The sequence below is a fragment of the Thermoflavimicrobium dichotomicum genome (assembly GCF_900114055.1).
In the GTDB taxonomy this organism is placed as follows: domain Bacteria; phylum Bacillota; class Bacilli; order Thermoactinomycetales; family Thermoactinomycetaceae; genus Thermoflavimicrobium; species Thermoflavimicrobium dichotomicum.
The window spans coordinates 357,495-382,875 of record NZ_FORR01000001.1; the positions used below are offsets into that span (position 1 = coordinate 357,495).

The 25,381-nt window shown below is 39.0% G+C and carries 22 protein-coding genes and 1 pseudogene; all 23 read right to left on the reverse strand.

The annotated features are described in order from the left end of the window. Positions 1–82: 82 nt before the first annotated feature. Complete coding sequence (locus BMZ78_RS01675; RefSeq protein ID WP_093227399.1) at positions 83–517, reverse strand: hypothetical protein; 435 nt, start codon at positions 515–517, stop codon at positions 83–85. A gap of 270 nt (positions 518–787) precedes the next feature. Beyond that, positions 788–1,121 (reverse strand): annotated as a pseudogene (locus tag BMZ78_RS01680) (RNA-guided endonuclease TnpB family protein); the annotation flags it as partial. Between the two features lie 329 nt (positions 1,122–1,450). Then, entirely contained in the window at positions 1,451–1,855 is a 405-nt protein-coding gene (locus tag BMZ78_RS01685; RefSeq protein ID WP_093227400.1) for a hypothetical protein, read from the reverse strand. A 234-nt stretch (positions 1,856–2,089) separates the two neighbouring features. After that, positions 2,090–2,458 carry a hypothetical protein gene (locus BMZ78_RS01690; protein WP_093227401.1) on the reverse strand — a complete coding sequence of 123 codons (369 nt, stop codon included), beginning with the start codon at positions 2,456–2,458 and terminating at the stop codon, positions 2,090–2,092. Between the two features lie 119 nt (positions 2,459–2,577). Next, on the reverse strand, positions 2,578–3,789 hold the full coding sequence (locus BMZ78_RS01695) for a conjugal transfer protein TrbL family protein (protein ID WP_093227402.1): 1,212 nt from the start codon (positions 3,787–3,789) through the stop codon (positions 2,578–2,580). Between the two features lie 31 nt (positions 3,790–3,820). Beyond that, complete coding sequence (locus BMZ78_RS01700) at positions 3,821–4,291, reverse strand: nuclear transport factor 2 family protein (RefSeq protein WP_093227403.1); 471 nt, start codon at positions 4,289–4,291, stop codon at positions 3,821–3,823. Positions 4,292–4,324: 33 nt separating this feature from the next. After that, positions 4,325–5,305, reverse strand: a complete 981-nt coding sequence (locus BMZ78_RS01705) for a C40 family peptidase (protein WP_093227404.1) — start codon at positions 5,303–5,305, stop codon at positions 4,325–4,327. Positions 5,306–5,335: 30 nt separating this feature from the next. After that, complete coding sequence (locus BMZ78_RS01710; RefSeq protein ID WP_245739691.1) at positions 5,336–7,168, reverse strand: VirB4 family type IV secretion system protein; 1,833 nt, start codon at positions 7,166–7,168, stop codon at positions 5,336–5,338. 88 nt (positions 7,169–7,256) lie between these two features. After that, positions 7,257–8,273 carry a hypothetical protein gene (locus BMZ78_RS01715; protein ID WP_093227408.1) on the reverse strand — a complete coding sequence of 339 codons (1,017 nt, stop codon included), beginning with the start codon at positions 8,271–8,273 and terminating at the stop codon, positions 7,257–7,259. Between the two features lie 15 nt (positions 8,274–8,288). Continuing rightward, entirely contained in the window at positions 8,289–8,579 is a 291-nt protein-coding gene (locus BMZ78_RS01720; protein ID WP_093227409.1) for a TrbC/VirB2 family protein, read from the reverse strand. A 177-nt stretch (positions 8,580–8,756) separates the two neighbouring features. Continuing rightward, the gene (locus tag BMZ78_RS01725) at positions 8,757–9,029 is read right to left on the reverse strand and encodes a DUF1292 domain-containing protein (RefSeq protein ID WP_175482236.1); all 273 of its coding nucleotides are present in this window, start codon (positions 9,027–9,029) and stop codon (positions 8,757–8,759) included. A gap of 68 nt (positions 9,030–9,097) precedes the next feature. After that, positions 9,098–10,555, reverse strand: coding sequence for a type VII secretion protein EssB/YukC (locus tag BMZ78_RS01730; protein WP_093227413.1), 1,458 nt, complete (start codon positions 10,553–10,555; stop codon positions 9,098–9,100). Positions 10,556–10,739: 184 nt separating this feature from the next. Continuing rightward, on the reverse strand, positions 10,740–12,146 hold the full coding sequence (locus tag BMZ78_RS01735; protein ID WP_093227415.1) for a hypothetical protein: 1,407 nt from the start codon (positions 12,144–12,146) through the stop codon (positions 10,740–10,742). A gap of 317 nt (positions 12,147–12,463) precedes the next feature. Beyond that, positions 12,464–14,566, reverse strand: a complete 2,103-nt coding sequence (locus tag BMZ78_RS01740; RefSeq protein WP_093227417.1) for a (Fe-S)-binding protein — start codon at positions 14,564–14,566, stop codon at positions 12,464–12,466. 288 nt (positions 14,567–14,854) lie between these two features. Continuing rightward, positions 14,855–15,196 carry an EthD family reductase gene (locus tag BMZ78_RS01745; protein WP_093227419.1) on the reverse strand — a complete coding sequence of 114 codons (342 nt, stop codon included), beginning with the start codon at positions 15,194–15,196 and terminating at the stop codon, positions 14,855–14,857. Between the two features lie 253 nt (positions 15,197–15,449). Continuing rightward, positions 15,450–16,199, reverse strand: a complete 750-nt coding sequence (gene kamE, locus BMZ78_RS01750; protein ID WP_093227421.1) for a lysine 5,6-aminomutase subunit beta — start codon at positions 16,197–16,199, stop codon at positions 15,450–15,452. Then, a complete protein-coding gene (gene kamD, locus BMZ78_RS01755; protein ID WP_093227423.1) occupies positions 16,189–17,778 on the reverse strand; it encodes a lysine 5,6-aminomutase subunit alpha in 1,590 nt (529 codons plus the stop codon). Before kamD ends, kamE begins: the two co-directional genes overlap by 11 nt. Then, positions 17,753–19,405, reverse strand: coding sequence for a lysine 5,6-aminomutase reactivase ATPase KamC (kamC, locus tag BMZ78_RS01760; protein ID WP_175482237.1), 1,653 nt, complete (start codon positions 19,403–19,405; stop codon positions 17,753–17,755). The genes kamD and kamC overlap by 26 nt, the downstream gene beginning before the upstream one ends. 16 nt (positions 19,406–19,421) lie before the next feature. Then, the gene (gene kamB / locus BMZ78_RS01765; RefSeq protein ID WP_093227427.1) at positions 19,422–20,453 is read right to left on the reverse strand and encodes a lysine 5,6-aminomutase reactivase subunit KamB; all 1,032 of its coding nucleotides are present in this window, start codon (positions 20,451–20,453) and stop codon (positions 19,422–19,424) included. A gap of 7 nt (positions 20,454–20,460) precedes the next feature. Next, entirely contained in the window at positions 20,461–21,777 is a 1,317-nt protein-coding gene (gene kamA / locus BMZ78_RS01770) for a lysine 2,3-aminomutase (protein ID WP_093227429.1), read from the reverse strand. Between the two features lie 21 nt (positions 21,778–21,798). Further along, positions 21,799–22,851, reverse strand: a complete 1,053-nt coding sequence (gene kdd / locus BMZ78_RS01775; protein ID WP_093227431.1) for an L-erythro-3,5-diaminohexanoate dehydrogenase — start codon at positions 22,849–22,851, stop codon at positions 21,799–21,801. Between the two features lie 220 nt (positions 22,852–23,071). Further along, a complete protein-coding gene (locus BMZ78_RS01780) occupies positions 23,072–24,493 on the reverse strand; it encodes a sigma-54 interaction domain-containing protein (protein ID WP_341849619.1) in 1,422 nt (473 codons plus the stop codon). 300 nt (positions 24,494–24,793) lie between these two features. Then, complete coding sequence (locus BMZ78_RS01790) at positions 24,794–25,357, reverse strand: hypothetical protein (protein ID WP_093227435.1); 564 nt, start codon at positions 25,355–25,357, stop codon at positions 24,794–24,796. Positions 25,358–25,381: the final 24 nt, after the last annotated feature.

Below are 25,381 nucleotides of genomic sequence, written 5' to 3' on the forward strand. Positions count from 1 at the left end.
AATCAAAAGAACCTACTCATTAAGTAAGTTCTCTCAGCTTCGTCATCTCCATATTGGATACTTAACATTTTCTTTTCCCCTGTTATTTCTCTCTTGAAATGCTTGGTCGCAATTGCTGCTCTTCTTTTTCACTTTTACTTAGTGCCCCATCATGATTTGGTTTATCATATTTTTCTTGCTTTTCTATACTTAAACCTCCTGACACCTTTTGATTACGATCAAATCGTTCATATTTCAAGTTTAGATTCAGATTGATTCTTTTTTCTATTTTTTGTCCTGCTATATTCAGTTTGTCTTGTGACTGTTTCAACCTTTCCATTCTGTCATTATATTGCTCAGTGGTTATCTGGTTATGATCTCGAGCTTCTTTCAATCTTTCCTGTAATTTCTCAATACGTTGATGGATATTAGAATATTCATCATTTATTTGTCTTTTATTTTCCAGTTTATCATTTCCTGAATTCTTCAATGATTTCGCCTCATCCATTTGTTCTTGCAAAGACCCATGATTCGCCACTTTTCCCTTCGACCTCCTGTCAAGCATCTAGTCTCCGCACATTTTTGATCAATGATATTAACCAATTCAATTTCAATATAAATGTTGTAAAATAATCTTAAGGATTAGTCTATATTTTTAGGACAATCACAATTGAGCTATTATACTAATTATAATAAATAAGGCGGCAAAAAACTTGAAAGGAATTAGAACTTTTTTATTTTGGTTTCTATATTATTTTTAATATTACAGGGTGCGGAAAAAGCGGGAACAGAAACACAAGGAGAATCATTAAATGAATGCATTGATGTCTCTGTCATGGTCAGTTTGGCACTCTGGACATGTCCATTCTCTCAGATTGAGACTCTTCACTTCATTGTTTCTATAGCCACATTTGGAACATAGCTGGATAGATGCTTTGCCCACTTAAACCATCGTTCTTCCAAACCATTTCGTTTTATACTCCAGCATGGCTACAATCAGACCACGATGCATCTGTAATCGATTTTGCCAGCTTGTGATTTACCATGTTTTTGACTTGCAAGTCTTCCAAACAGATCACTTGGTTATCATGAATCAGTTTGGTTGACTGTTCATGTAGAAAGTCAAGCCTTGCATTATTGACACCGCTGTTAAAATCATGCTTATTATTTTATATTATCAGTTTATTGACATATATTGAATAGTTGCTTATAATACTTTTTAGATAGAGTGCTATCTCTATCTTGGCTTGAAATAGCATATTAGAAAGACTGGTTGACAAAGCTGTTGCTTAAAGCAACAGCTTTGTCATTTTATATATAAAAACAAGAACCATATTAATAAACTGAAATGATATGAAAAAGGTGGATCCCATCACCAATGACAGGATCCACCTAAGGGGTACCTCTTTCCGGTAGGGGAACTTAACCCTTTAAGAGGTAGGACGAGATGGCTTGAAACAGCATACCGACCTCAGTGGCCCCTAAACAGGTTTAGTAGTATCTCCTCCAGTTGTTTCAAGATGGCCTCGATATCGGGTCGGACCATCGCGAAAACGACCAGACCGAGAACTACATAAACCTGGAGTCGACGAGAAAAACGATGCTCAATTTCTTTAAGTCGCTGTTGATTCCGAAACTCGACATGCTTCGAGTAAACGTACTTAGCGACATCAAGCACCGTTTCTTTATCGACCTGGGGATACTCTGCCTTTTTTTCAAGGTAGAGTTCCATTACCTCATCAAAATCCCGCTTCATTCCAGAGCTTCGTTCTATATCATCGAAGTCCTCTGGAACAGGATTCTGTTTTTCGTTCTTCTTGCGAAGTCGAAAAACAAAACCGTGCAGGATATTGCTCAGTCGTTTCAAAGCCTTCAAGCCACTCACCTCCTTTCTCACCCCCCCACATGTATACAAGTTCAAATTTTATATACATGTGGGGAGAAAGGAGGTGTCCTACGATCCCCTTGCCATTTCGAAGAGGTTCCCCTCATGTTTTTATATTAACATAAAAATAATAGATAATCTATACAAAAATTAATTTATTAAAAACAAACTTTATATAAATAAAAATGACCCCTTTCATCAAATTTACAGGGGCCAATAAACTTATCATTTATGGACATATTCAGAGAGAAACACTTCAACAAAGCTTTCAATAACATCCGGGCTTGCATGTGGATATTTTTCTTTCAGATTTTGTACGATCGCTTCCACTGATTCAACGATTGTCAATATGTCTTGAAGCATTTCATCTTTTTTCTTTTCAACACTTTCATCAGGATTGATATACTTGGAATAAACATACTTGACAATTTTCAATATCAGCTTTGGATTTACAGTTGGCTTTTTCTGTCTAACTTCTTCATCTAACGCTAATAGAATGGAAATATCTTTCTTCATTACTGACTGATTTAATGGTGAAATCCCAGTTGATTTCTTCGGAGCATTTTCTGCAAATTTTCTAATCCAATCTTTCAACCGCGTTTCCCTCCTTTCTATTATTTTCATTTTAGCAAATTATTTTCTATCAGTTTCATCTTTTCTGCAATATATTTGATTGTTTGTAGATCGATATTCTCCCTATAAACTCTCTTTTCCTACCTACGCAAAAGTTTCAAAAATCCAATTCTGGTTATGCTCAAAGTCATATTGCCCACCGTTCTTACAGTACTTCCCCATGACTGACCACCTTGAGATACATAGGTCCATTCTTTAAACAGACGTGGAGTTCTAATTATCAAAAACATGAAACTGACCATATACAACATCTTTGTAAATAGATCCGAAAAATGAGCAAAAAAAGCACTTGCCACAGATTGGACAAATAACACAAATAACAAAACTTGTACGGATTGTGTTAAAAGCGTCACAAGTGTGTATCTCCACCACATTGGAAAATAATTATACTCCTCATTCATATTGGTAGCAGCTACAATAGGGGAAATCATAAAAAGAAATGCGATCTCAGCAAGCCTTAATACATACTGAACCGTAAACACAAAGAGCATACAAACCAAAGCAACAGAAACAATAATTAATACAAAAACGGATTCAACTGGGTTAAAAAACAGACTTCGGACTTTATCTAATTCAAATTGATCAACCAACCCTCTGACTATCAAATTATTTGCATTCAAAAACCAGCTGAACAGCTCCGGAATGATAACAATTAATCCACCTGTCACAAACACACGATAGATTACATACTTTAACTGACTTTGATCCTCATGTACGTAGTATAAAGCCAAAGCCCGAATCGAATGAAATGTCATAAACGTTGTTAACATTGTCCAAGACAACTCTCGGAGATACTCAAAATATCGTTGAACAAATTCCTGTTTCTTCAAATCCTCTTTGTCTATTAAAAAGAATTTCAGAGTTTGCATTTCCAGCGATATAAGCACTTCAGTACCACTTTTCATAAAAGCCTTCAGGTGACAAAAGACATTCAACCCGCAATCATCCAGAGAGGCATAATCTGTCTCTTGCAATCCCAACTCTTTCTCTCTTTGTTCTTTAAGCTCCTTATATTTGTTTACATCTTCATCTTCACCTGTCACCCATTGTTTGAACCTGCAAATAAGATTCCAGGTTGGACACTTCTTCTTAGGAGGTGGTGGTGGTGTTACTTGAGTGGGCTGGTTCGTGTTTGGCTGGTTCGTGTTCGGTTGGTTCGTGTCTGGCTGATTTTGTGGATCTGATGGTTGAGCATATACATAGCTATAAAAAGTATTGACAAGACATACGGCTAAAAATAAGGCAACAAAGATCTTATACCAAGAAAATCTTCGTTGCTGGTTCCATTTCATAAGTTACACTCCTTTATGCATTTCTTCAAAGCTATCTTAAAGTCAAGTAATCTTTTACTTTCCATTCTCCTCCTTCTTTCACCAAATCGACGCGCATTTCATATTCTTCGTGAATTGGATGTCCATTTAATTGATAATCTGTCTCCACAAAAACGAGCGCATTTACTTCCTTACCAGTTACACGATCAAAAAAAATTTTCTTTATATCTATCTTTTTATCGGCTATCTGTGTTTCTTCACGAGGATCAGGTCCTTCTTTTTCCATTGATTCCAACTCTTGTCTAGCTTCTTTTGTAAGTGACGAAAGGATTTTCTTTTTATCTCCAGCAAAAAAAGATTCTATAAAAGAATGTACAAATTTGGATACTACTTCATCTTCTTTATAAAAAGAAATTTCTTCTTTCAACTTGGCATTCTCCCGCCATTGGCTTATATTTAACATGACAGATAAAAACAAACAGAGCAATATAACACCACTCACAACAATCATTCTGCCATTCATTTTCCCCCTCTTTTCTTCCATCTGTGAATTTGATTACTGCTGTGTTACAATCCGTCTGGCACTGTGCCAATGTTTTATATAATATGGACTGTTTATATCATCAATTTGTAAATCTTGACTGGATGATTTATTATTGATTACTTTTCCATTTCCCATATAAATGCCTACATGTGAAACACCGGCTTTATAAGTTCCTTGCAAAAAAACCAGGTCACCAGGCATTAGCTGGCTTTTATCCACTGGTACTCCCATTTTTGACTGTTCCTCAGCAGTTCGAGGCAATTGAATATTAAAATGTCTTTTAAACATATACTGGACCCAACTGGAACAATCAAAGTTTGGATAATTATCTGCTCCAAAAATGTAATTGATTACCCCAATTTGTGACACAGCTTCCTCCAGCATCGCTTTAATATTTCCTGTAGCCTGTATCGACGCAACAGGAGTACAATGATAGGTTAATCCGCCAAGTTGGTTCACAAATTTAGTTACACTGGCAGGCCATAAATGATTGGTTCCATTTGGATCATTTGCCGCACCTGGTGGAGCATATTTGGGTCCAATCTTATCGGGTGTTGTTAATCCTTGACTAATATAGTTCTTATATAAATTCCAGGTCATTTTCTCAATGCCAGCTTCAAGAGTCGGAAACCGTTGAAGAACCATGGTATTATTTGGATCCATCAAACCGCCAGGATTATTATAGTTTCTAACTGCATTGGATGTCCCATTTCCCGTTTCAAACAAAGCAATGGCAGCTACCAGTACAGGGTCCACCCCATATTTCCGACCTGCCTCAATGAAAACAGCGGCTTTATTTTCAAACACGCCTTTCCCTTGAAGCTTGGCATTCAGTTCTTCAACCGAAATTTCCTGACCATTCGGTCTGCATATAATTCCACCAGGTCCTATTGATCCGGGTGTATTTCCACTTTGTGAAAGGATCGAACCTGCAATAATTAGAAATAAGAAGAAAAAGACTCCAATCCCGCTATATATAATTTTTCTGTTCATTTTAACCACTCATGCTCTATCATCGATCTTTCAGGAATTCAAATGATTTTTTCCATATTTCTTCATGTACCAATCGAAATCCCATAATTTCAATTCCTCTGGAGTAAGCTCGACTTGAAGATGCACCTTTTTCGAGCCCACCACATATATCCCTTTTCCTGCATTTTTATGTCTTTCTGCATCTTGAACAACTAAAAGCCTTTGCTCTTCTTCGGAGAAACTTTCAGATGTTTTAGACATAATACTATTCATTTCTTCTTGCAACATCGGCAAATATAATTTAGTCACTGAATTAAGAATGACAGCTTCCCCATAGTTTTTACTGCCATCAACCGCACTCAAAAAATCCCCCACTTGTTGGGTGGCAGAGGTCACTCCTCCCTTAAACGAACGTATTAATTTATACATAGATGCAAGAAATTCCATGGCAAGAGGGTTTTTTGGATCAGCAAGAATATGTGCTTCATCAACGTAGATTTGCTTTACTCTCGTTTTATCCAGCATGGCATCATCTTGGAGAAATGTAAGAATATTATACATTGCAACTTGTTGTAAATCGCCCTCATTGCGCAAATCAAATAAGTCAAATACCACCAAATCCTTCGATAAGTCCACATTCGTATGTCCATTAAATGCTTTGGAGTAAGAGCCCTCCACATATGGATAGAGAACCTGATAAAAACCATTTAATGGTTTATAACTGTCATCGGAACGCATTAATTCTTCAATTTTATAATAGAGATCACCCATTGTAGGATAATCCAAGGAAGTTTTCTCTTCAAAATTTGTATGCCAATCAATTCCTTTTTCTTTATATGTTTCAACGATTGCCTTTTCTAATAGAGCCAGTTCTACCTGCTGATTTTTCAAATCTTTATACATTAAAGTGAACATCGTTTTTAATCGGGAAATTTTTTGATGTAGTAACGATGTTTCTGTAGTCTGACTCAACTCATTATGTATAGGTTTGACATTCATAATTTCAAATGGATTGATTATGTTGTTATTCATTGGCGAAATTTTAATCCATTCGCCACCTAATTGAACAACCTTTTCTCCAAACTCAGCTTTAGGATCAATGACTCGAATCATGACTCCCTGAATCCAACGACGCATCATGTCTCCCCAAAGGTAGGTGGACTTCCCGCCTCCACTTGTCCCAATCACTACTTCATTTCGATTGAGCAAAGCGTCATGATCCACAATGACTACACTATTACTCTTGATATTTTTTCCTTTAATAATCCCACGCTCTGCAAAGATTTCACATTCATCAAACGGGAACAACGAGGAAAGTGATTCTGCATCAAAATTACGATAAGTCAGTTCTTTTACTTTATTATCCCTTACAGGCAAAACACTGATGAAGGCATCCATCATACGAGTATGTGGAATGATTACTTTCAAATTCTTACTGGTTAACGTTTTTACCTGATGGGTAATATTGTTCAGTTCTTCCAAAGAAGAGGCTTGAATATGAATAAGCATATGCTCATTGAACAGCTCTGTACCACCACTCGTCAAATTCTCCAACAATATTTCTGCATCTTTTAAATCATTTTCAATACGAATCTGATCCATCGGACGCAGACGAGGCTCAGCCAATCTACTTCTAAGTTCTACCACTGCCCGATTGAGAGCTTTCACCATATGCTCCGACTCCGTTGGCTCAATATGGTGAATTACCGAAACATTCGCATTAATATGATGAAGCTTTTCGAGAAAGTTTGCTTCTACTTCCTTAGAAAAATAAGCAACAGCCAATGTTCGAACATAATTGCCACCCAAACGGATATAGCTGTCTTTTTCTTCAATACTATCTGGGGAAAGCAATTCAAGAAGAGCTTGATTTTCGCCAATCAAGCTTTCAAGTGTATCTTCCTGTTTCTTTTCCTTTTTCCTAAAAAAACCAAATAAACTCATATTCTCCTCCTTCTCCCAATTACAAGTATTATAATAAATACTCTTCTTTTTGTTTTAACCTTTCCGCCGCTTCTAAAAGATTCCGTTTTCCAATTATATAAGGCAGACTACTCATATCATCCATCATATGTAAATAAGCATTTTCGTAATCGAACATTTGGTATAAATATCGTTTTAATTCTTCGTTGGTTAACTCATGTACTTCCAATTTATGATTGAACAGCATTTCTTCCAATCTTAATTTCAAATCTGTAACCCGCTCTTTCAGTTTTTTAATCGCTTTTTGTTTTGAACGCTCATCTGAAAATGCTTCATCAATGATGACATAACACTGACGACGAATCATTTGCCGATCTTCTTGCAATCTTTGTGTATAATCAATATAACTTTCAAGCATTCTGCGTCTATAAGGATTTTCTGTTTTATTTAACAACTTTTTCAAATATACGATATATCCCTTTAAATTGATCGGTTCCGCTACACGAGTAATTTGAATAGGTTGTTTTAAACTTTTCAGAAATACCTCATATCCTTCAAGTACTTCTCTTTCTTCTTGATACGACATAAGTGATAGATTCACACTTGATACAGATAATATTTTAATTAGACGCTGATCTGATGTTTCAATCATCTCATCATATATATTACGCACAGGTATTAAATCCTGTGCAGCCTTTTCTGGTGGTTTATTTTTGCGCTGAACCATCCCTTCACCATCCAATATATGTTTTTTCTTTAATAGAAACTCACGTTGACGTTGGTTAAATTGATATCTCCACTTCAACTGATCATAAAGCATGATATTACTTCTTTCTTTAATTGGCCGAACAAAAATAGCTGTTGATCCAAACATTAAAGGAATTAATGATAATGTTAACTTGATTTGCATTCCTAAATCTGGCAGTATATATTGATATAAAATAAATCCAAGTAAAGCTAAGGGCAATAAAATGAGAACATCCCGCAATGTAATAAAGCGCCATATATGAAATGATTTATCTATATGATTGGGTATTTTAAATTTTTTTTTACCTATTCCTGACATTCAGCTGCCCCCATATTATTTAATTCCAGATTGGATCCAAGTGACAATCCCTTGCGCTAAAAAGCAAACAGCAGTAGCAGCCACAGTCCAAATCAACCCTTGCTTGAATTTGGTTTTGCTATTCTCATCGGTTGAAAGTAATGCTCCCAAACCAGTAATAATAATACCAACAATAGCGATAGGAGTAATGAGTTTTAACATGCCACCAACAACATCTTGTTGTAGAAAATTGGCAACGGAATCGAAAGGATTTTCTGCTAATACCAGAAGCTTCGCATTAATTTTTTCCTGAATGATGGAAAACATAAAATAAACTCCTCCCTTATTATCTGATAGTGGAAAACATTTTCATAAGTACTATTGTTTTGTTAATGTAATTCAATTATATGTTATCTAATAGTATTTTATTTTTCAAGGATATTGTCATCTACACTTTTTTTAAATTTTGTACATATCTCCTCAATGAAGCAGATTATTGCTCATTTATTTACTTTTTAGGATCAGATGAACTTTCTCTTCAACGACTGTCCATTCCGTTTCATTATCTATTTCTTCTAAAATCATATTTTCTTTGTCTTCACTATAACGATAAATAAACAAATGATTGTCTCTATTTTCATGAATCAAAGACAAAACGATATATCTTTTTCCGGTCTCTTCCACATGAAACAAGGATAGAACCTCAAATTTTTGTTCTTTCCCTTCCTCATCCTCAATAACAAGATATTCTGTCAATTGAGATTGTCTATTAACCAAAAAATTCCCCTCCACATCTTTAAGATTTCATGAAAAAAAGAATAAAGGCGATGTTGCTAGCCTTTATTCTAAGTAACCATTTTCTTTAAATGATGAATCGACTTTTCAATTTCTTCTGTCTTAACTTTTTTTTCTTGTTCACTTATATTCAATTTCTGTACCATTTCTTTTTCTTTTTCTTTTACATAGATCATTAATTTTATATCTTTAATTTCCTCTGCAAACGCATATGCCCCTGTGAAATCCATTTTGAGCATATGTGCATTAACAATAATTCTATTTCTACGATCATCACGTGGAATCTGTTTTTCCAATTTGATAATCTCATCCAAATCCTTATTAATTACCGCCTTCTCAAACTGAACCAAAGGATCATTCGATTTTAATTTATTCATTCCTTCAACATTGTTGGTTTTCACATAGTAATCAACAACACTTTTGATAAAAGCAGGTTCCAGATCGATCGCTTTTTGTGCCCGACCAGCCATTAGATAAGAAAATAAAACAATTTGTCTATCCTCTTTATTTAACTTCTTATAATCTACCTGATCAAATTCCTTTGTAGCTTCTTCATACAAGTGTTGCGCAGCTAATCGGAGTCCCTTCAATAAACTTGGATTATTGCTTTCTGGACTAACCTCCGTTTTTTTCAATGGTGTACTTGGAATGCTACTAACTATTTTATCTTTTTGAACAGGTTTGTTTTCATGCGTGATGTTCGATGCTTCAGTTGTATCAAACAGATATCCATAAGCAACAAATAATACAGCAGCTGCTGACACTAAAGCAACTACCTTCACCCATTTATTAAACGGATTAACTTGAGCAAGATTCACTTTCAAGCGTTTTTGAACTTTACTACTGTCTTGTGATGAATTCTCTTCAACCATTAATTTTTCTTTTTGAATTTCTTCTTTTTCTTTTGCAATGACCGTTAGCAATTCATCATAGGTTTTTGCATGTATGACTCTCTTGATAATTCGGCGATGTTCTTCAATAATGCGCTGATTGGCAAATTGAAATCCATTGATCCTTAACTCATCAAATCGCGCACTACAAAAGAGCCAAAGAATTAATCGCTTGATCTGATCATAAACAGATTCCTCTGTATAGCCTTCTGATGGAAGAATGTCTTTGACTCCACGGTATAAAATCTTGATTTCTCCTTTATCGTTCGCAAAAAAATTAATAGGCTTAAACACAGTCTGCAATTCCGTTTGGCCTTCGAAATACTTTGCGATCGCTATCAATTTTTCTGAGATGGCCAATTTCAGCTCTTTCGTTCCCTCAATTTGCACTCTGTTTAAAGGCAAGTATCCTGGTTCAACCAAAAAATCAAGAACTAATTTATCTTCATCGTACTTATGTTCAATTGTACAATCAAATGCCATTCCTTCATCATAAAGATCAATGATCGGAATGACTTCCTCCAAAGAATTGACATAAGTATTTTTTACAGGAATTTCAAAGTAAACTTTATTTCGGTCAAAAACAAGTGTACCTTGGTTAAAACTAAATCTTCTCATTTTATATCCTCACTACTTTATCAAATAGTGTATATTTAAGGGACGGTTGTAACTCCGTCCCCTAAATCTGTCTGACCTTCATGGTTAAAACGCAACATGGATCCATTCATTCACCATCTTGCACACCAGCATTAAAAGTTACCATATTGAACTAAAGCAAACAACAGGTCTCCATCGATTTCATTTATATTGGTTTTATACTACTTGGTGTTATTTTACTATAGATTGTTTCATTACTTGGTTTTACATTACTTGGTTTCAGCTTTTTTGCTTTTGTTGTTTTTACCATTTTCTTTCCATGTTTACTTAGAGATTGCTTCTCTTTTTTTAATACTGTTTTCTTTTGTTCCTTTTTATTAAAATCCGGTTTGGTTATTTTGTATTTTTTTTGAGCTGATTTTTCTACTTCTCTTTTTGCTTCGTTTTGCTGCTTATTCACTTGTCCAATAGGTTCACTTTTTGGCGTCTCTTGATCCAAAGACTTTTTGACTACAATTTGATCTTTGTGATTCTCATCAATCTGTACTTCTACGGTAACCTTAATCCTTGTATCTCTTACATCATCAGAACCATCTTTATCCCGTTTGTCAAATTGTACATTGTCTTGAGCGTTATGATTTGCTTTTTGATCTTCTACATCAACTTTTTTATCCATTACATCAGCTTTCTTATCTGTCAGGTCATCGGAAGGCTTGTTAATATCATCCGTGACACTTATCTTCCATTTTCGCCCATGTTCATCCAACTTATTGCCAGTCTCAACCTGCATATGATCACGAACATCAGAAGATTCCAGACTCTGGTTAAAGTCATCGAGTTTATGTTTCTTCTTAATTCCTAGGAGCGATGAATCATGATGATTGGCCAGAGTTTTTTTATGAAGCTTTAACGGTTTGAATATCTGTTTTTGCTGATTGCCAGAGGTGGTAGAATATATATTATAGTTTGTAAAATCAGAATTAAATTGATCATCTTGATTGGAAGTTGCCTGGTTTAAGGCCGCAACAATTTCTACCTTACTTTCTTTTTCCTGTTTTTCACTTAAAGCAATGGATATTACTTTTTCATCCAATAAAGCATTGAATAAATTTTCATTCTTATTTGATATTTTAGGTGCATCTGGAGACACGTTACTGAATGCGAAAGCATTATCGGCATTTAGAGTTAAATGATTGGATACATTCTCCTTTTTATGATCGCCTTTTACATCTCCATATACTTGTATTGCTCTGTTTACAATATTTTCGAAATCCCTATTTGTCAAATTGCTATAATTTTGATCACTGGCCCATGTAACCTGTTCCCCATCTTTCTCACTTGTCACTTGTTGATTAGTTGGGATTTTTTGATAGATATATTCTTTCTCCATCGATACTTTCGTTTTATTAATTGCATTCTGTTTTGATGCTACATCATCGGATTGGGAATAGCAACCTGTCAGCAATCCTACAGAACAAATAGTCATTGCTGCTGTAGCGCCCAATTTTAATGCAATTTTACGATAGTTAACCGGTGAACCTTCAATTTTTTTCATGATTCGAGAAGATGAAGCTGTAAGTTCTTCCTTTTTAAAATCAGAAAGACTCATCATTTTTTCTCCCCTTAATTTGTTTCCAATTAATCCATGTCTATTCATACCTAATGATATACTATTCTAAAATAACCATCAATAGATAATGTGTTAATATTGTAGTAATTTGTAGTTTAATTTACAAATTTATATATGGTAAATAGAGCATTCATTCTGTATGGTTTCTATAAAAGGATTTGTCATTAGTCAAGCTCGATCATCACTTTCTTTTACCTAACAATTTTTTGTTTTTTCAGATATTTTAAACATCCATACCATAAAGATAAAAAACACCTGCATTCTACAATGGTTCGTGTAGAAAACAGGTGTTTTTTTGATTAATGGACCATTTCCTTATTTTCCTCTTTTTCGCCAAAATCAATGGACATTGCGAGAATCTCGACCACATCCATGGTTTTCACGCGATCCTCTACTTCTTTTGCTTTCGTACCATCTGACAACATCGTGAGACAGTATGGGCAGGCACTACCTATAACAGATGGATTTACTTCCAATGCTTGCTCTGTCCGTGCGACGTTTACCCGAACACCTTCGGTTTCTTCCAGCCACATCAAGCCACCGCCCGCACCACAACACATTCCATTCTCACGATTGCGCTTCATTTCAACCAGTTCCAAACCGGGAATGCTCTTTAAAATATAGCGTGGTGCATCATAGGTATTGTTATAACGTCCCAGATAACAGGAATCATGATAGGTAACACGTTCTTTTACTTCTTTGGTTGGTTTAATCCGTCCTTCGCGAATCAATTCAGCCAGGACTTGGGTATGATGATATACTTCTGCATTCAATCCTAAATCGGGATACTCATTTTTAAAGATATTAAAGGCATGTGGGTCGATGGTAATAATTTTCTTCACCTGATGTTTTTCAAACAGAGCAATATTGTCCATCGCCAATTGTTGGAATAAAAACTCGTTTCCAAGGCGGCGTACGGTATCTCCTGAGTTTTTCTCTTTATTACCAAGAATAGCAAATTTCACACCAGCATGATGTAAAATTTTGGCCAAAGCACGGGCAATCTTTTGACTGCGGTTATCATAAGAGCCCATGGATCCAACAAAGAACAGGTATTCAAATTCTTTTTCCTCTTTTACTGTGGGTACAGGTACGTCCGCGTCTTTTTTCCATTGATCCCGTTCTTTCCGGCTTAATCCCCAAGGATTCCCTTGCCGTTCGATATTATTGAAAGTCCGTGTAATTTCTGCATTCATTTTTCCTTCTGTCATGACTAAATAACGGCGCATATCAATGATTTTATCCACATGTTCATTCATAACCGGACACTGATCCTCACAGTTCCGGCAAGTGGTACAAGCCCACAGTTCCTGTTCGGTAATGACATCTCCGATCATTTTGACTGGATAATCATGAGAGCCATCTCCTGCTTTGGAGCCCAGTTCCAACGCTGCCTGATTGGCCGCAGCAAAGGCAAATTGAGGGACCCAAGGCGATCTGGATGTAATGGCAGCACCTTTTGCCGTCAGATGGTCACGCAATTTCACAATCAAGTCCATCGGCGACAACATTTTTCCAGTACCAGATGCTGGACACATATTGGTACAACGTCCACATTCTACACAAGCATATAAATCAATTAACTGCTTTTGGTTAAAGTCCTCAATTTTTCCTACACCGTACTCCTCAACGGATTCATCTTCAAAATCGATTAAAGACAGTTTGGCTGGTGGCTGTTTTCTTTTTAAAAAGACATTAACAGGCGCTGCAAGCAAGTGGAAGTGCTTGGATTGCGGAATATAAACCAGGAAAGTAAATAATACAAGAGCGTGAACCCACCAGAAAACATAGAATAAAACTTTCCCAGCTGCAGGTGTAACAAAACCAAACACTTGAGCTAAAACAGACGAAATGGGCATATACCAAGTCCAGGCAGATTCACCATGCGGCCAGCCGATTTGTTCAAATGTAGCCGATAACAAAATAGAGGTTAAAAGAGAAGAAAGAAAGATGATAACCAGACCAGATTTAAATCCTCGTTTTAACCGTGGTAACTTTTCGATATAGCGACGATAATAAGCATAAAATGTTGCCAACAATACGAGAAATACAGTGATTTCTTGCACAAATGTAAATACGGAATAAATCATCCCTGGCTTTTCGGAAGAAGGACCCACCAAACCTTTAACAAATAAGTCAATCGCTCCAAACTGGATCATAATAAAGCCATAAAACATGATGACATGCATAATCCCGCTTTTCATATCTTTCAGCAATTTCTTTTGTCCAAATACATACACAAGAATATCATCAAGTTGTTCTTTCCAATTGATTTGAAACTCAACTGGCTTCCCCAGGCGAATAAACGTATATCGGCTATAAACCACATACCCAAATAAGTAGAAAGCGTATGCAGCAATAGCCAGAAAAGCCACTAAGTTGAGTATTTGCAAAGTTGCCATCAGATCCTCCCCTTTCTGACTTCTCCATATAATTATTGAATGCGCTTCCAGATATTTTGTTGTCATCCGATTCAATTTTATTTTATCACGGAATGAATGAATAATCATTCATAATTTATCTTTACAATAAGAAATGTATATTTCAGAATATTGTTTTAAATAATGGGATATCATGCATGTAAAAATCTGCCGGCTATTCTTTAGCCAGCAGTGGTTCTTTGCTTTTTATAGGAAAATAATAAATATAAGTACTCTTTTTACAATCGTGGATAATAATATATAATGACCTTATACTCTAACACCCGAATAAACCGATTCTTTTCCTACATAAGCTGTAATATACTCACCAGCTACTTCCAGCATTTTCCCAACCAGTTCTATGCCTTCATGACTATGTATAGCGCTTTCAAAAGCTTCTGGACTCTCAAAATAAATTTCCGCTAACATTGAGTAGTTTTTTTCCTTCTGATGATCCCTTTCCGCACTGATACCGGATGGAAACAAATGGGTAACACCTACTTTTATCACTCCATTGATCTTTAATAATTTCGGAAGAAATTCATGATAGTAAAAATCCTCAAAAGATGACATATCTGGAATTTCTTTATACAAAGTAATGATCTTATACAAACGTCTCCCCTCTTTCTCTCTATTTGATTGGAAATAAATAAATGATTACATTGATTTTATATAGCTATATATTGTGTAAATATAATATTATATAAGATCGTGTTCTTTAATCAATAATTTATTTAAAAAATAACGCACAGGATTCATCCCCGTGCGTATGGTCCCATCGCAGGCCACGCAAAAATGACCTTAAGCTGATTCTTCGATAAATTTGTCCATCGATCTTAATGAACACTGCTCACATTTAAGCTTTTCATTTCTTCTGTTCCCGTTTTGCAATCTCCTGGACAAAATAAGAGGCAACTTGCGGTGCTAAACTGCCTGGACCAAAACCAGCATCAAATCCCAGTTCCAATGCCAGTTCATGACTAATGCGTGGGCCGCCACAGATTAAAATGAAACGATCACGCAGGCCTTCTACTTCCAACAGTTCAACGAGGTGAGTCAAGTTTGTAACATGAACTCCTTTCTGGGTCACCACTTGGGAAACAAGCAACACATCGGCATTTAATTCAATCGCTTTTTTGATCAGTTCTTCATTCGGAACTTGACTGCCCAAATTATAAGCGTCGATTTCGGGATAACGTTCCAAACCGTATTCTCCATGATACCCTTTCATATTCATAATGGCATCGATGCCCACTGTATGAGCATCCGTTCCTGTACATGCTCCAACCACTACGATTTTTCGACCGATTTTTTCACGAATGTACTGATTGATTTCATAAAAGTTCATTACCTTGCTTTCCACTTTTGGAACACGAATCTGAGTATAGTCTACGGTATGCTGGCATTTTCCATAGACAATGAAAAAGCTAAACCCTTCACCCAAATCTTTCATATGATAAACCTGTGGCTCATCCATCCCCATCTTTGCTGCCAGCTGTCGTGCTGCTTCTCTGGCTTCCTCCCCGTAGGGAACGGGCAAGGTAAAGCTGAGTTGCACCATTCCATCATTGAGTGTGTCACCATATGGTTTAACTCGTGTAAAATCAACGTTCATACGTTGATCCCTCCCGCTGCGGAAGCCCCAACTGTTGTCTCAATTCTTCTTCAAAGGGATTATAGTAATCGGGTTCACGCTCAATAACTCCACGCAAGCCTTTTCCTCCTGTGATCGAACGCTTCACATCGGCCAACATCCCTCTTTCCAAAGCTGCAAATAAACCGATTCGTTTTATTTCCTCCAACATCTCAACCGCTTTTTGCAGCACTTCTTGAGCCCGTCGTTCAATACGGCCTCCTGGCTTAAAGAAAATTTCTTCACTCAAGTGACGTGCATTGTTGAAAATATACGCTGCGCTTTCAATGGCCAGTTGCCGATCATGAATATGAGGCGTATGCATGGCCTCGGTCATCATCCCCAGAAGTTGAATGCCCTGGTTTGTTAAAATGCTAACCAAATTAAACATGGCATCCTGGATATGTCCCCTGAAAATATTCCCCGTCATATGCTTCGTTGGTGGCATATATTTCAGTGGAGCATCCGGAAAAATTTGCCGCGCCATTTGTGCCTGCGCCAATTCCATCAGAAAACCATCTTCAATCTCTGGGTTCATCTCAAAAGCATGACCCAGTCCCATTTGTTCGGGAGGTAAACCGGCAAGTAATGCAAACTGCTCATTGATAAATTGTGATGCCAATACGGTATGCGCTGCTTCCACGGCATCTGCTGTCGTTAGATAATTATCCTCACCCGTGTTGATCACAATTCCGGCGAAACTGTTAATCATGCGTGAAAATGCCTGGTCAATCAAAGTACGTTGCATATTGATATCTCGAAACAATATGCCGTACAATGCATCATTCAACATCACATCCAGCCGCTCCAAGGCCCCCATCGCTGCAATCTCTGGCATACAGAGCCCTGAACAATAGTTACACAAACGGATATAACGTCCCACTTCTTCACCTACTTCATCCAAAGCTTTACGCATGATACGGAAATTTTCTTGCGTTGCATACGTTCCACCATACCCTTCGCGTGTAGCCCCATAGGGGACATAGTCGAGCAAACTTTGCCCCGTACTGCGAATAACCGCAATAATATCTGCTCCCTGGCGAGCCGCCGATTTCCCTTGTACCACATCTTCATAGATATCTCCTGTTGCCACAATCACATATAGATATGGCCTTTTCCCCTCCCCTAAACGCTGAATCAATTGCTCTCGCTGCAAGCGGTTGTCACGAATCCGAGCCAGACCCTGATGGGCTAACTCTCTTCCTTTGTCTACAATCATCCGTGGATCACTCGGAGGGATGTCCGTTAAATCAATCGTACCTCCAGCCACTTGCTCAGCAATGGTTTGTGCTTCCTGGCTGTAATACAGCATGGCATTAATCACCCAAAAAGCTACGCCTTTATTGAGGACTCCTTTCTCAACCAAATGATCCACCACCACATTGGGAAGCGGAACCCCATCTGCATCAACACCATCTATCCCCATCAAACGAAGCACCGTTCTCTCTATCGCTACAGTGGTCCGTTCCGAAATAAATTGGTCAACATCTTGAGCAATCGCCCTGGCCGCTTCTCGAGCTCGTCGAATCTGTCTCTCATCGAGTCTCAGTTTCTGCTCCATGCCAATCCCCCTCCCTTTGCATCCGCCTTCTCGCTTCCTCCACAATCAATGAAGGCAATCCCAATCTTTCAGCCAGAATCAAGGCTTGTTCTGGAATTGTGTCACCCGCTTCCAATGGCAATAGACGATAATCCATTTGTTCCTGCAAAGAGCGAGCAATCTCTTCACCATGTCCAAAATGGACATGCCAATCCCCCAAATTTTTCAATCCGCCCATGCGATATCCGCGAATTCCCTCTACTTGTACCACATCACGAAAATGAGTCACATGCACTGCATAATATCCTTGATCCACCAGGTAGCGTGTCACGGCTACAGATAAAGCTGAGCCTTCGACTGGATTGGTTCCTCGCCCGATTTCATCCAGCAAAAGCAAGCCGATGGTATGATTTTGCAAATATCCACTCAAACGAACCATTTCCGCTCCAAAGGTACTCAAACCTTTTTTTACATCTTGTTGATCCCCCATCAAACTGGCTATCCAAGAAAACAAAGGCAAGCGGCAAGTATTGGCTGGAACAAAGAATCCATACTGCGCCAAGGCCACAATCATTCCGATTGTTTTTAAGGTTACCGTTTTCCCGCCCATATTGGGGCCAATAATGATGGTGACTCCTGGTTTGATTTCCAGATCAATGGGGATAAACGAAGATTGTTGTTCCTCTAACTGTATGGCAATGAGAGGATGAATACCTCCTTCAATGACCAATGATTCATCTGATAATTCCGGCTTCACTCCTTGCCAACTTTCTGCTGCCCGAACCCGTGCCCAAAGTAAATCAAAAGATACGATTTTCTCTTCTGTTTGCTTCAACCACTCCAGATAGGGCTGAAAAAAAGCGGTTAACTTTTCGAGTACTTTTTGTTCCAATTGCTCAATCATCCGGTTCCAATTCATTTGCTCCTGCTGTAAAACTTCTTGCTCTTTCGACGGTTTTAGGACAAAAATACGATCATAAACCGTCTCACGAACCAACTGAACCTGATCATCCTGTAACAGCGCTTGCTCTTCCTCTGTCCCCCGTTGAACAACCCATTCGCGAAAACGATTCCGCCGAATGGAACATTTTTCTTCAATGGCCTGGGCTCGCAACTCATTTTGCTTCTGTATTTCTCTTTCAATAGCTGTTCGTTGCTGCCGCGCTTCTTTCAGTTCAGGATCAAATTCATCATAGAGCGCAAAGGAAGGCTGGAGTGGCTCAAAGGGGTTTAATTGACGAAGAAGCAATTCACATGTACCGATTTCCGCTTGGGTAAAAGAAAATCGATTCAATCCTATTTCTTGCAAACTTCGCATCCATATATAGCTGTGCCACAAAAATTGTTTCAGCTGGAACCATTCTGTCAGACTGGGAACTTCCTTGCTTTTCATTTGATCAATGATTCCATCGATGTCAGGAAGATGCTCCAAAGCGGATCGGATGACCGAAGTCTGATTTGGATGCATAAGGAATTCCCTTTGCAATATCTCCTGTTCATCCAGTAACTGCTTCCACTCTTTTTCTTGTCCCGGCAAAAAGGGAGGGAGGTTCCGAGCCTTTCGTTTTCCGACCAACGTATATGGTTGGAAACGGGACAACAATTCATCAAACAATATATCCTTTCTCGTCTCTTCATCCATCCACATGTTTTTCTCCCCTTGATCAACCATCTGGTTCATTTTCTCGCATACAATCAATAACAGGTAATGGGGAACAGATGGGCTCCAGCCATTGTTTCATCTCACTCGAAGAGTAAGAAAAGCCCTCTGGAGAAACGGGATTGATCGCCACTCCCAATAAACGAATGGGAGTAAGCACTTCGATCTTTCCACCCATACGAAAAAATTGGCGTAATGATGATAGGGACACAAAGGCATGCGTTGGACTTGGGAGATATAATGTCAAACCCCACCGTAACTGAATCCATTGCCGTAGAGTGCGATCCGTCAAGGCGCCAGGAACAATGATTGCCTGCCACTTCTTCATTTGACAGATCTTTTTCCAATCGGCTTGCAAGAGAGAAGAGACCGGCAGTGGCTCCCAATCCCCCTCGATTTGGCCATACAAACAGGCTTCCATTTGAGCTTTTTGAATCCACTTACGAGTCTCTTCTTCCTCACATCGAGGTAAACGAAACAGCTGAATGACTTCTTCTGCCTTCGTTATTACTTGAGAAAGCGAATTTCCCAAACTGGCACCTACTACCAAGATCGTTGCAACCGTAATGAATGGACTGGCTGATGTTTTTCGATCATATGCTCCATCGACCAGGGTAATATCAACGCCTGCTTCTTTCATATCCCGAATCACTCGGTTAATCCCCGATAAGGTCGGGATTCCTGCCAGTTTTATGGTCGTATCTCTTCGTGCCTTCGCAATAAATGTTTCCCCCAGAATACTTTCTACACCTGTACTCCCCAACACTTCCCAATGTCCAGCATGAAGGTCAATCAAGGCACCCGCAGTAGCCACAATCGCATCTGCCGGTACCTCGATGGCTGGTTTGGGTCTTCCACTCCAAACATCCCGTTCTTCTCCGTCAACCCCGATACTTGCAACACCTAATCGGCAGTGATCTTTCAGCTCTTGGATGAGAGCATTACATACTGTTGTTTTTCCAACGTTTTTGGCCAGACCAATAATGGATACAGAATCGATTTGCTGTCCCTTTATTTGCTGAAGAAAATGTCTCATTTTCCAATCACTTTTCTCCCATCTTATCTTCTGCTGCTGCTAACTCTACTGCTGCTTTTTCCTTTTGTTTTAACAATAGACGCCGTTCTTCGCGGGAAAGTTCTTTCGGTTCCAAATTGATTCGTTGATCACTCATTAAAGCTGCCACTCCAACTTGTTCCCCAACCGATCTGCAATATTCACAATTAACTGAATCATGCGGTTTGTAATTTTCCGGTTCTGGATAACTGGTAATCACGCCTTCAAAGTTGCGTAGTACTGTTTTGGTCGGGCTTTGCGAAATAATATAGTTGGGTGAAAGCGGAATTTTACCGCCGCCGCCAGGTGCATCCACCACAAATGTAGGTACAGCATAACCGGAAGTATGGCCACGTAAGTACTCAATAATCTCCAATCCCTTGGATACGGGCGCACGGAAGTGTCCAATTCCCATCGACAAGTCACATTGATAGATATAGTATGGACGAACGCGAATTTTCACCAGTTCATGCATGAGCTTTTTCATGACATGAGGACAATCATTAATGCCAGCCAAAATGACCGATTGATTTCCAAGTGGTACTCCTGCATCTGCCAACATTTCACAAGCCCGTTTTGCCTCAGGGGTGATCTCCTTTGGATGATTAAAATGAGTGTTCAGCCAAATCGGATGATACTTTCTCAAAATATTGCACAGGTTTTCGGTAATCCGTTGCGGGAAAACAACAGGGGCTCTGGTTCCAATCCGAATAATTTCCACATGAGGAATTTCACGAAGATTTTTTAGCAAATATTCCAAAATACGGTCATTGACCAGTAAACCGTCTCCTCCTGATAAAAGAACATCACGCACCGTTTTAGTGTTGCGAATATATTCAATACATGCATCCATTTGTTTTTTGGGTACGCCCATCCCAATCTGTCCCGAAAAACGGCGACGTGTACAATAGCGGCAGTACATGGAACATTGATTTGTAATCAAGAATAAGACCCGATCAGGATAACGATGCGTTAATCCCGGAACCGGGGAATCCGTATCCTCCAACAGAGGATCTTCCATATCATAAACCGTACGATACAGCTCAGAAGATACTGGAACTGATTGCATACGAATAGGATCTTTCGGATCATCCGGATCCATCAACATCGCATAATAAGGCGTAATATTGAGTGGAATGGTTTGCTTCGAAATCTTCACTCCTTCAATTTCCTCTGGAGTTAGATGAATCACCTTACTCAACTCATCATACGTCCGAATCGTATGGGTTAGTTGCCATAACCAATCATTCCACTGCTCTTCGGTCACGTCTTGCCACAACTCGATTTTTCGCCAATCTCTTCTCACTTTTGCCGGCGCCCCCTTTATTTAATGAGATGCATAACGAGCAACGAACAACTCTCTCAACGGTTTCGATTCTCTCAGTGTCTGGATCGTCAATTCTGCGTGTCCTTTGGCATAACCGTTTCCAATCAGCATCTGCACATCTTTTCCTACTCCCTCTGCTCCCAATGCAGCTGCAGTAAAGCGAACAGCCATACTGAAGAAATAAACCAAACCACCCTCACGTGTGATTAAAATCGATGACAACTCCGTATTTGGGACATTGACACAGTTAATGGTCAAATCAGCCAATTTGCCATCTGTCACTTTTGTTACGGCTTCCAATACTGCAACCGGATTGGTAGCATCTACACAAATGATTTCATGTGCCATTTGTAACTGGTGAATCTCCTGACAAGCGTCTTCATTTGCTTCCAGCGCGATTACCCGGCCATCTTTTCCGGCTTTCTTCCAGGCATGATACAAACTTAGCAGTCCTGACTTCCCGCCCGCTCCCAAAACAACTACCACATGATCAGGTTGAACCAATCGGGATGTTTGTGCTGGAGCACCACACACATCTAAAGCGGCCAGTGCTACTGTTTCCGGCAAATCTTCAGGCAGTACCGCATAGGGTCCACTTGCAAATAAAATGGCTTTTCCACTTACCTTGAGTTGACCCGTTTTCAGATCTACATGCTGAATCTCTTCCAGTCTTAAAGGGGTTAGTGTTAATGAGACCAAAGTAGCAATCCTGCTTCCTGCTTGCAGATTAGTATGCGGAAAATGAGATCCAATCTGTTCGACTCGCCCAATCAGCATCCCGCCAGAACCTGTGACGGGATTGTGCATTTTTCCCCGTTCTCTTACGATGGACAAAATTTTTTGTTTGATTTTCTCTTCGTTTCCCTTTGCTTCTTCTTTCAACTGCGCAAAGGAAGCGGAATCAATATTCAAACGCTCGACATTAATGAGTAATTCATTGGCATAAATTACTGGAGTTGCATCCAACTTCCACGCTGGCTGTGGCAACACCCCTATGGGTTCACAGACCCGATGCAATCCATAAGGATGTCCGATTAAAGAGGTCTTTTCCAAAGCCTCTCTCACCTCCTCGCCCTTATATAATGCAAAAATGATGCCAATACAAAATAGTCAGTTTTTACTTTCTATTCCAAATAAAATAAAGAAAAAATGCCGATTTTTCGGCACTTACAGCTTGTTGACATTTCCGTTATATACTGGTTTGTCAACACCCTAAAATGCTAAAAAATCGACATTCAATTTGTAATTCATGTTCTTTTGGATAACGGGTTCCTTAACTTTTTCTTTGCATTCTCAGTCTTTTCAATTTGTATTGCAGGGTCTGTCTTGGAATCCCCAACTTCTCTGCAGCTAACAGAATCTTGCCATCAGAGGTGTTCAATGCTTTTCGAATCAACTTCTCTTCTACTTCAGCCAGCACTTCGGGTAGAGTCCGATCCAGGTCAATATTCATATGGAGACAAGTTGCATCGGTCATCTTCAGCGATGCAAAATGAGGAGGAAGATGCTCCATCTTCAGTTCGGTATCAGTCGCCAGGTGCAATGCCCCTTCGACGGTATGTTCCAGTTCCCGGACATTTCCTGGCCAGTCATATTGTAAAAAAAGATCCATCACTTCATCCGAACACCGTTCAACAGGCGAATTCACTTTCTCCTTTAATTTTCTTAAAAAATAGTGGGTAAGGAGAGGAATATCTTCTTTTCGTTCACGCAAAGGAGGAAGCTGGATGCGCACAACATGAATACGATAAAACAAGTCCTTCCGTAATCTTCCTTCCCTCACACTTTGCAATGGATCTTCATTCGTTGCTACGATGATGCGCACATCAACGGAGCGATGCATGGTCTCTCCTACCCGTCTTACAAGCCCATCTTCCAGTACACGAAGTAATTTGGCCTGCAAATCGATCGGCATGGCATGGATTTCATCAAGAAACAGGGTTCCACCATCCGCTAACTCAAATAAGCCTAAACGGTCTTCTGCTCCAGTAAATGCACCTTTTACGGTGCCAAATAGTATGCTTTCAAGCAGTGTAGATGGAATTGCTGCACAGTTTTGGACGACAAAGGATTTTTCTTTTCGTGGTGAACTGGAGTGAATGGACTGGACAAATAGCTCTTTGCCTGTTCCGGTTTCCCCAACGACGAGTACAGGTGAAGAAGACAATGCCACTCGTTTGGCGCGTTCAATCGCCTGTTGCATCTTGGTGTTTTGCGTGATGATATCTTCAAAACAGTACATACGCTTTATACGATGACGCTTTTTTTTCGGTTCCTGGATCTGCTCTTGTAAGTCGATGACTTTTTCAGACAATTCTTTAATCCTGGTAATATCCTTGGCGATTTCTACTGCTCCAATCAATTTTCCTTTTATCCGGATGGGTAATGTTTTATTGACGGTTGTGATTTGCTTCCCTTGGCTATTCATATAGGTTTGCTGTTTTTCTTTTACAGGCTCTCCTGTTTTTAATACCTTCAGCAGTGTACTGGTTTTCTCTGTCAACGAAGGAAAAGCCTCAAGCACATGTTTTCCCAATACTTCCTGAACAGGCAGATCATCGAGCAAAGAAGCAGCTCGATTGTAAAAAACGGTAAAACCGCTTGAATCCACGATATGAATCCCTTCATCCAAACATTCCAAAACCTTTTTAAACATTTCCTCTGCCGGATCCAGCAACCATTCCTCTCTATACACTACTCGACTCCTTTCTAACTGCCAAAAATTCATCATAAAAGACGAAAATTTGTCACATTAATTCTAGCGAGCCGAAAAATAGGGTGTCCAGCCTTTCCATTTTTCTAGCACTATATATCCTGAAAATATGGATACGTTTCTCCCGCGCTTCGAGATGGGTTCCTTCCTCCGTGACGACTTCTGTATCATCAGAGTCACTCCGTAAGGAACCCACTCTCCCGCTTGATAGAAAACTGAACACCTTTTTCATCCTTCTGATGGTGTTGCTCGGTAATAGGGTCTTATCATGAATAATGCCAATCAATCCGGCTCCATATACGTTTGATGTTCAACCCGTCGCACTTTCCATTCATCTCCTTCTTTTTCCCAAACAATCAACCGATTAAAAGCATCCTTTACTTTTTTTGTTTGTCCGTCTTGATACTGCAAGGTAACATCCCTTGCGATATCAACAAATACACAAATCTGCTCTCCTTGAATATAACTGGTCAGGATCTCTGTCTTGGTTGGCTGTTCAAAAATCGTTTTGACTCCAATCTTGTTGGGTTGATTGATTTCTTTTAACTCTTTTGCACGTTGATCCACAAATTGGGAATGCAAGTAAGTGGAAGCTTGTTGAAAATAGTGTTTCGGCTGCTGATCGTCATAGGAAAAGTATACTTCGGCAAATTTTTTGGATCTTACTTTGATTTGTTCCATTTCTTGTTGACTCACTTTGATCTTTGCCACAGGTTTTGGTGGCTCTGCTTCCGTTGCTAAAGAAGGATCCGGTTTTGGTGTAGCCGTGGCATACTTATACCAAACCCAAATCAATAAAATCCCTGCAAATATGAAAAAGAGGTAAGGAGGCCTTCTTGCACGCAATCGAATCACCGCCTTTGTCTATGG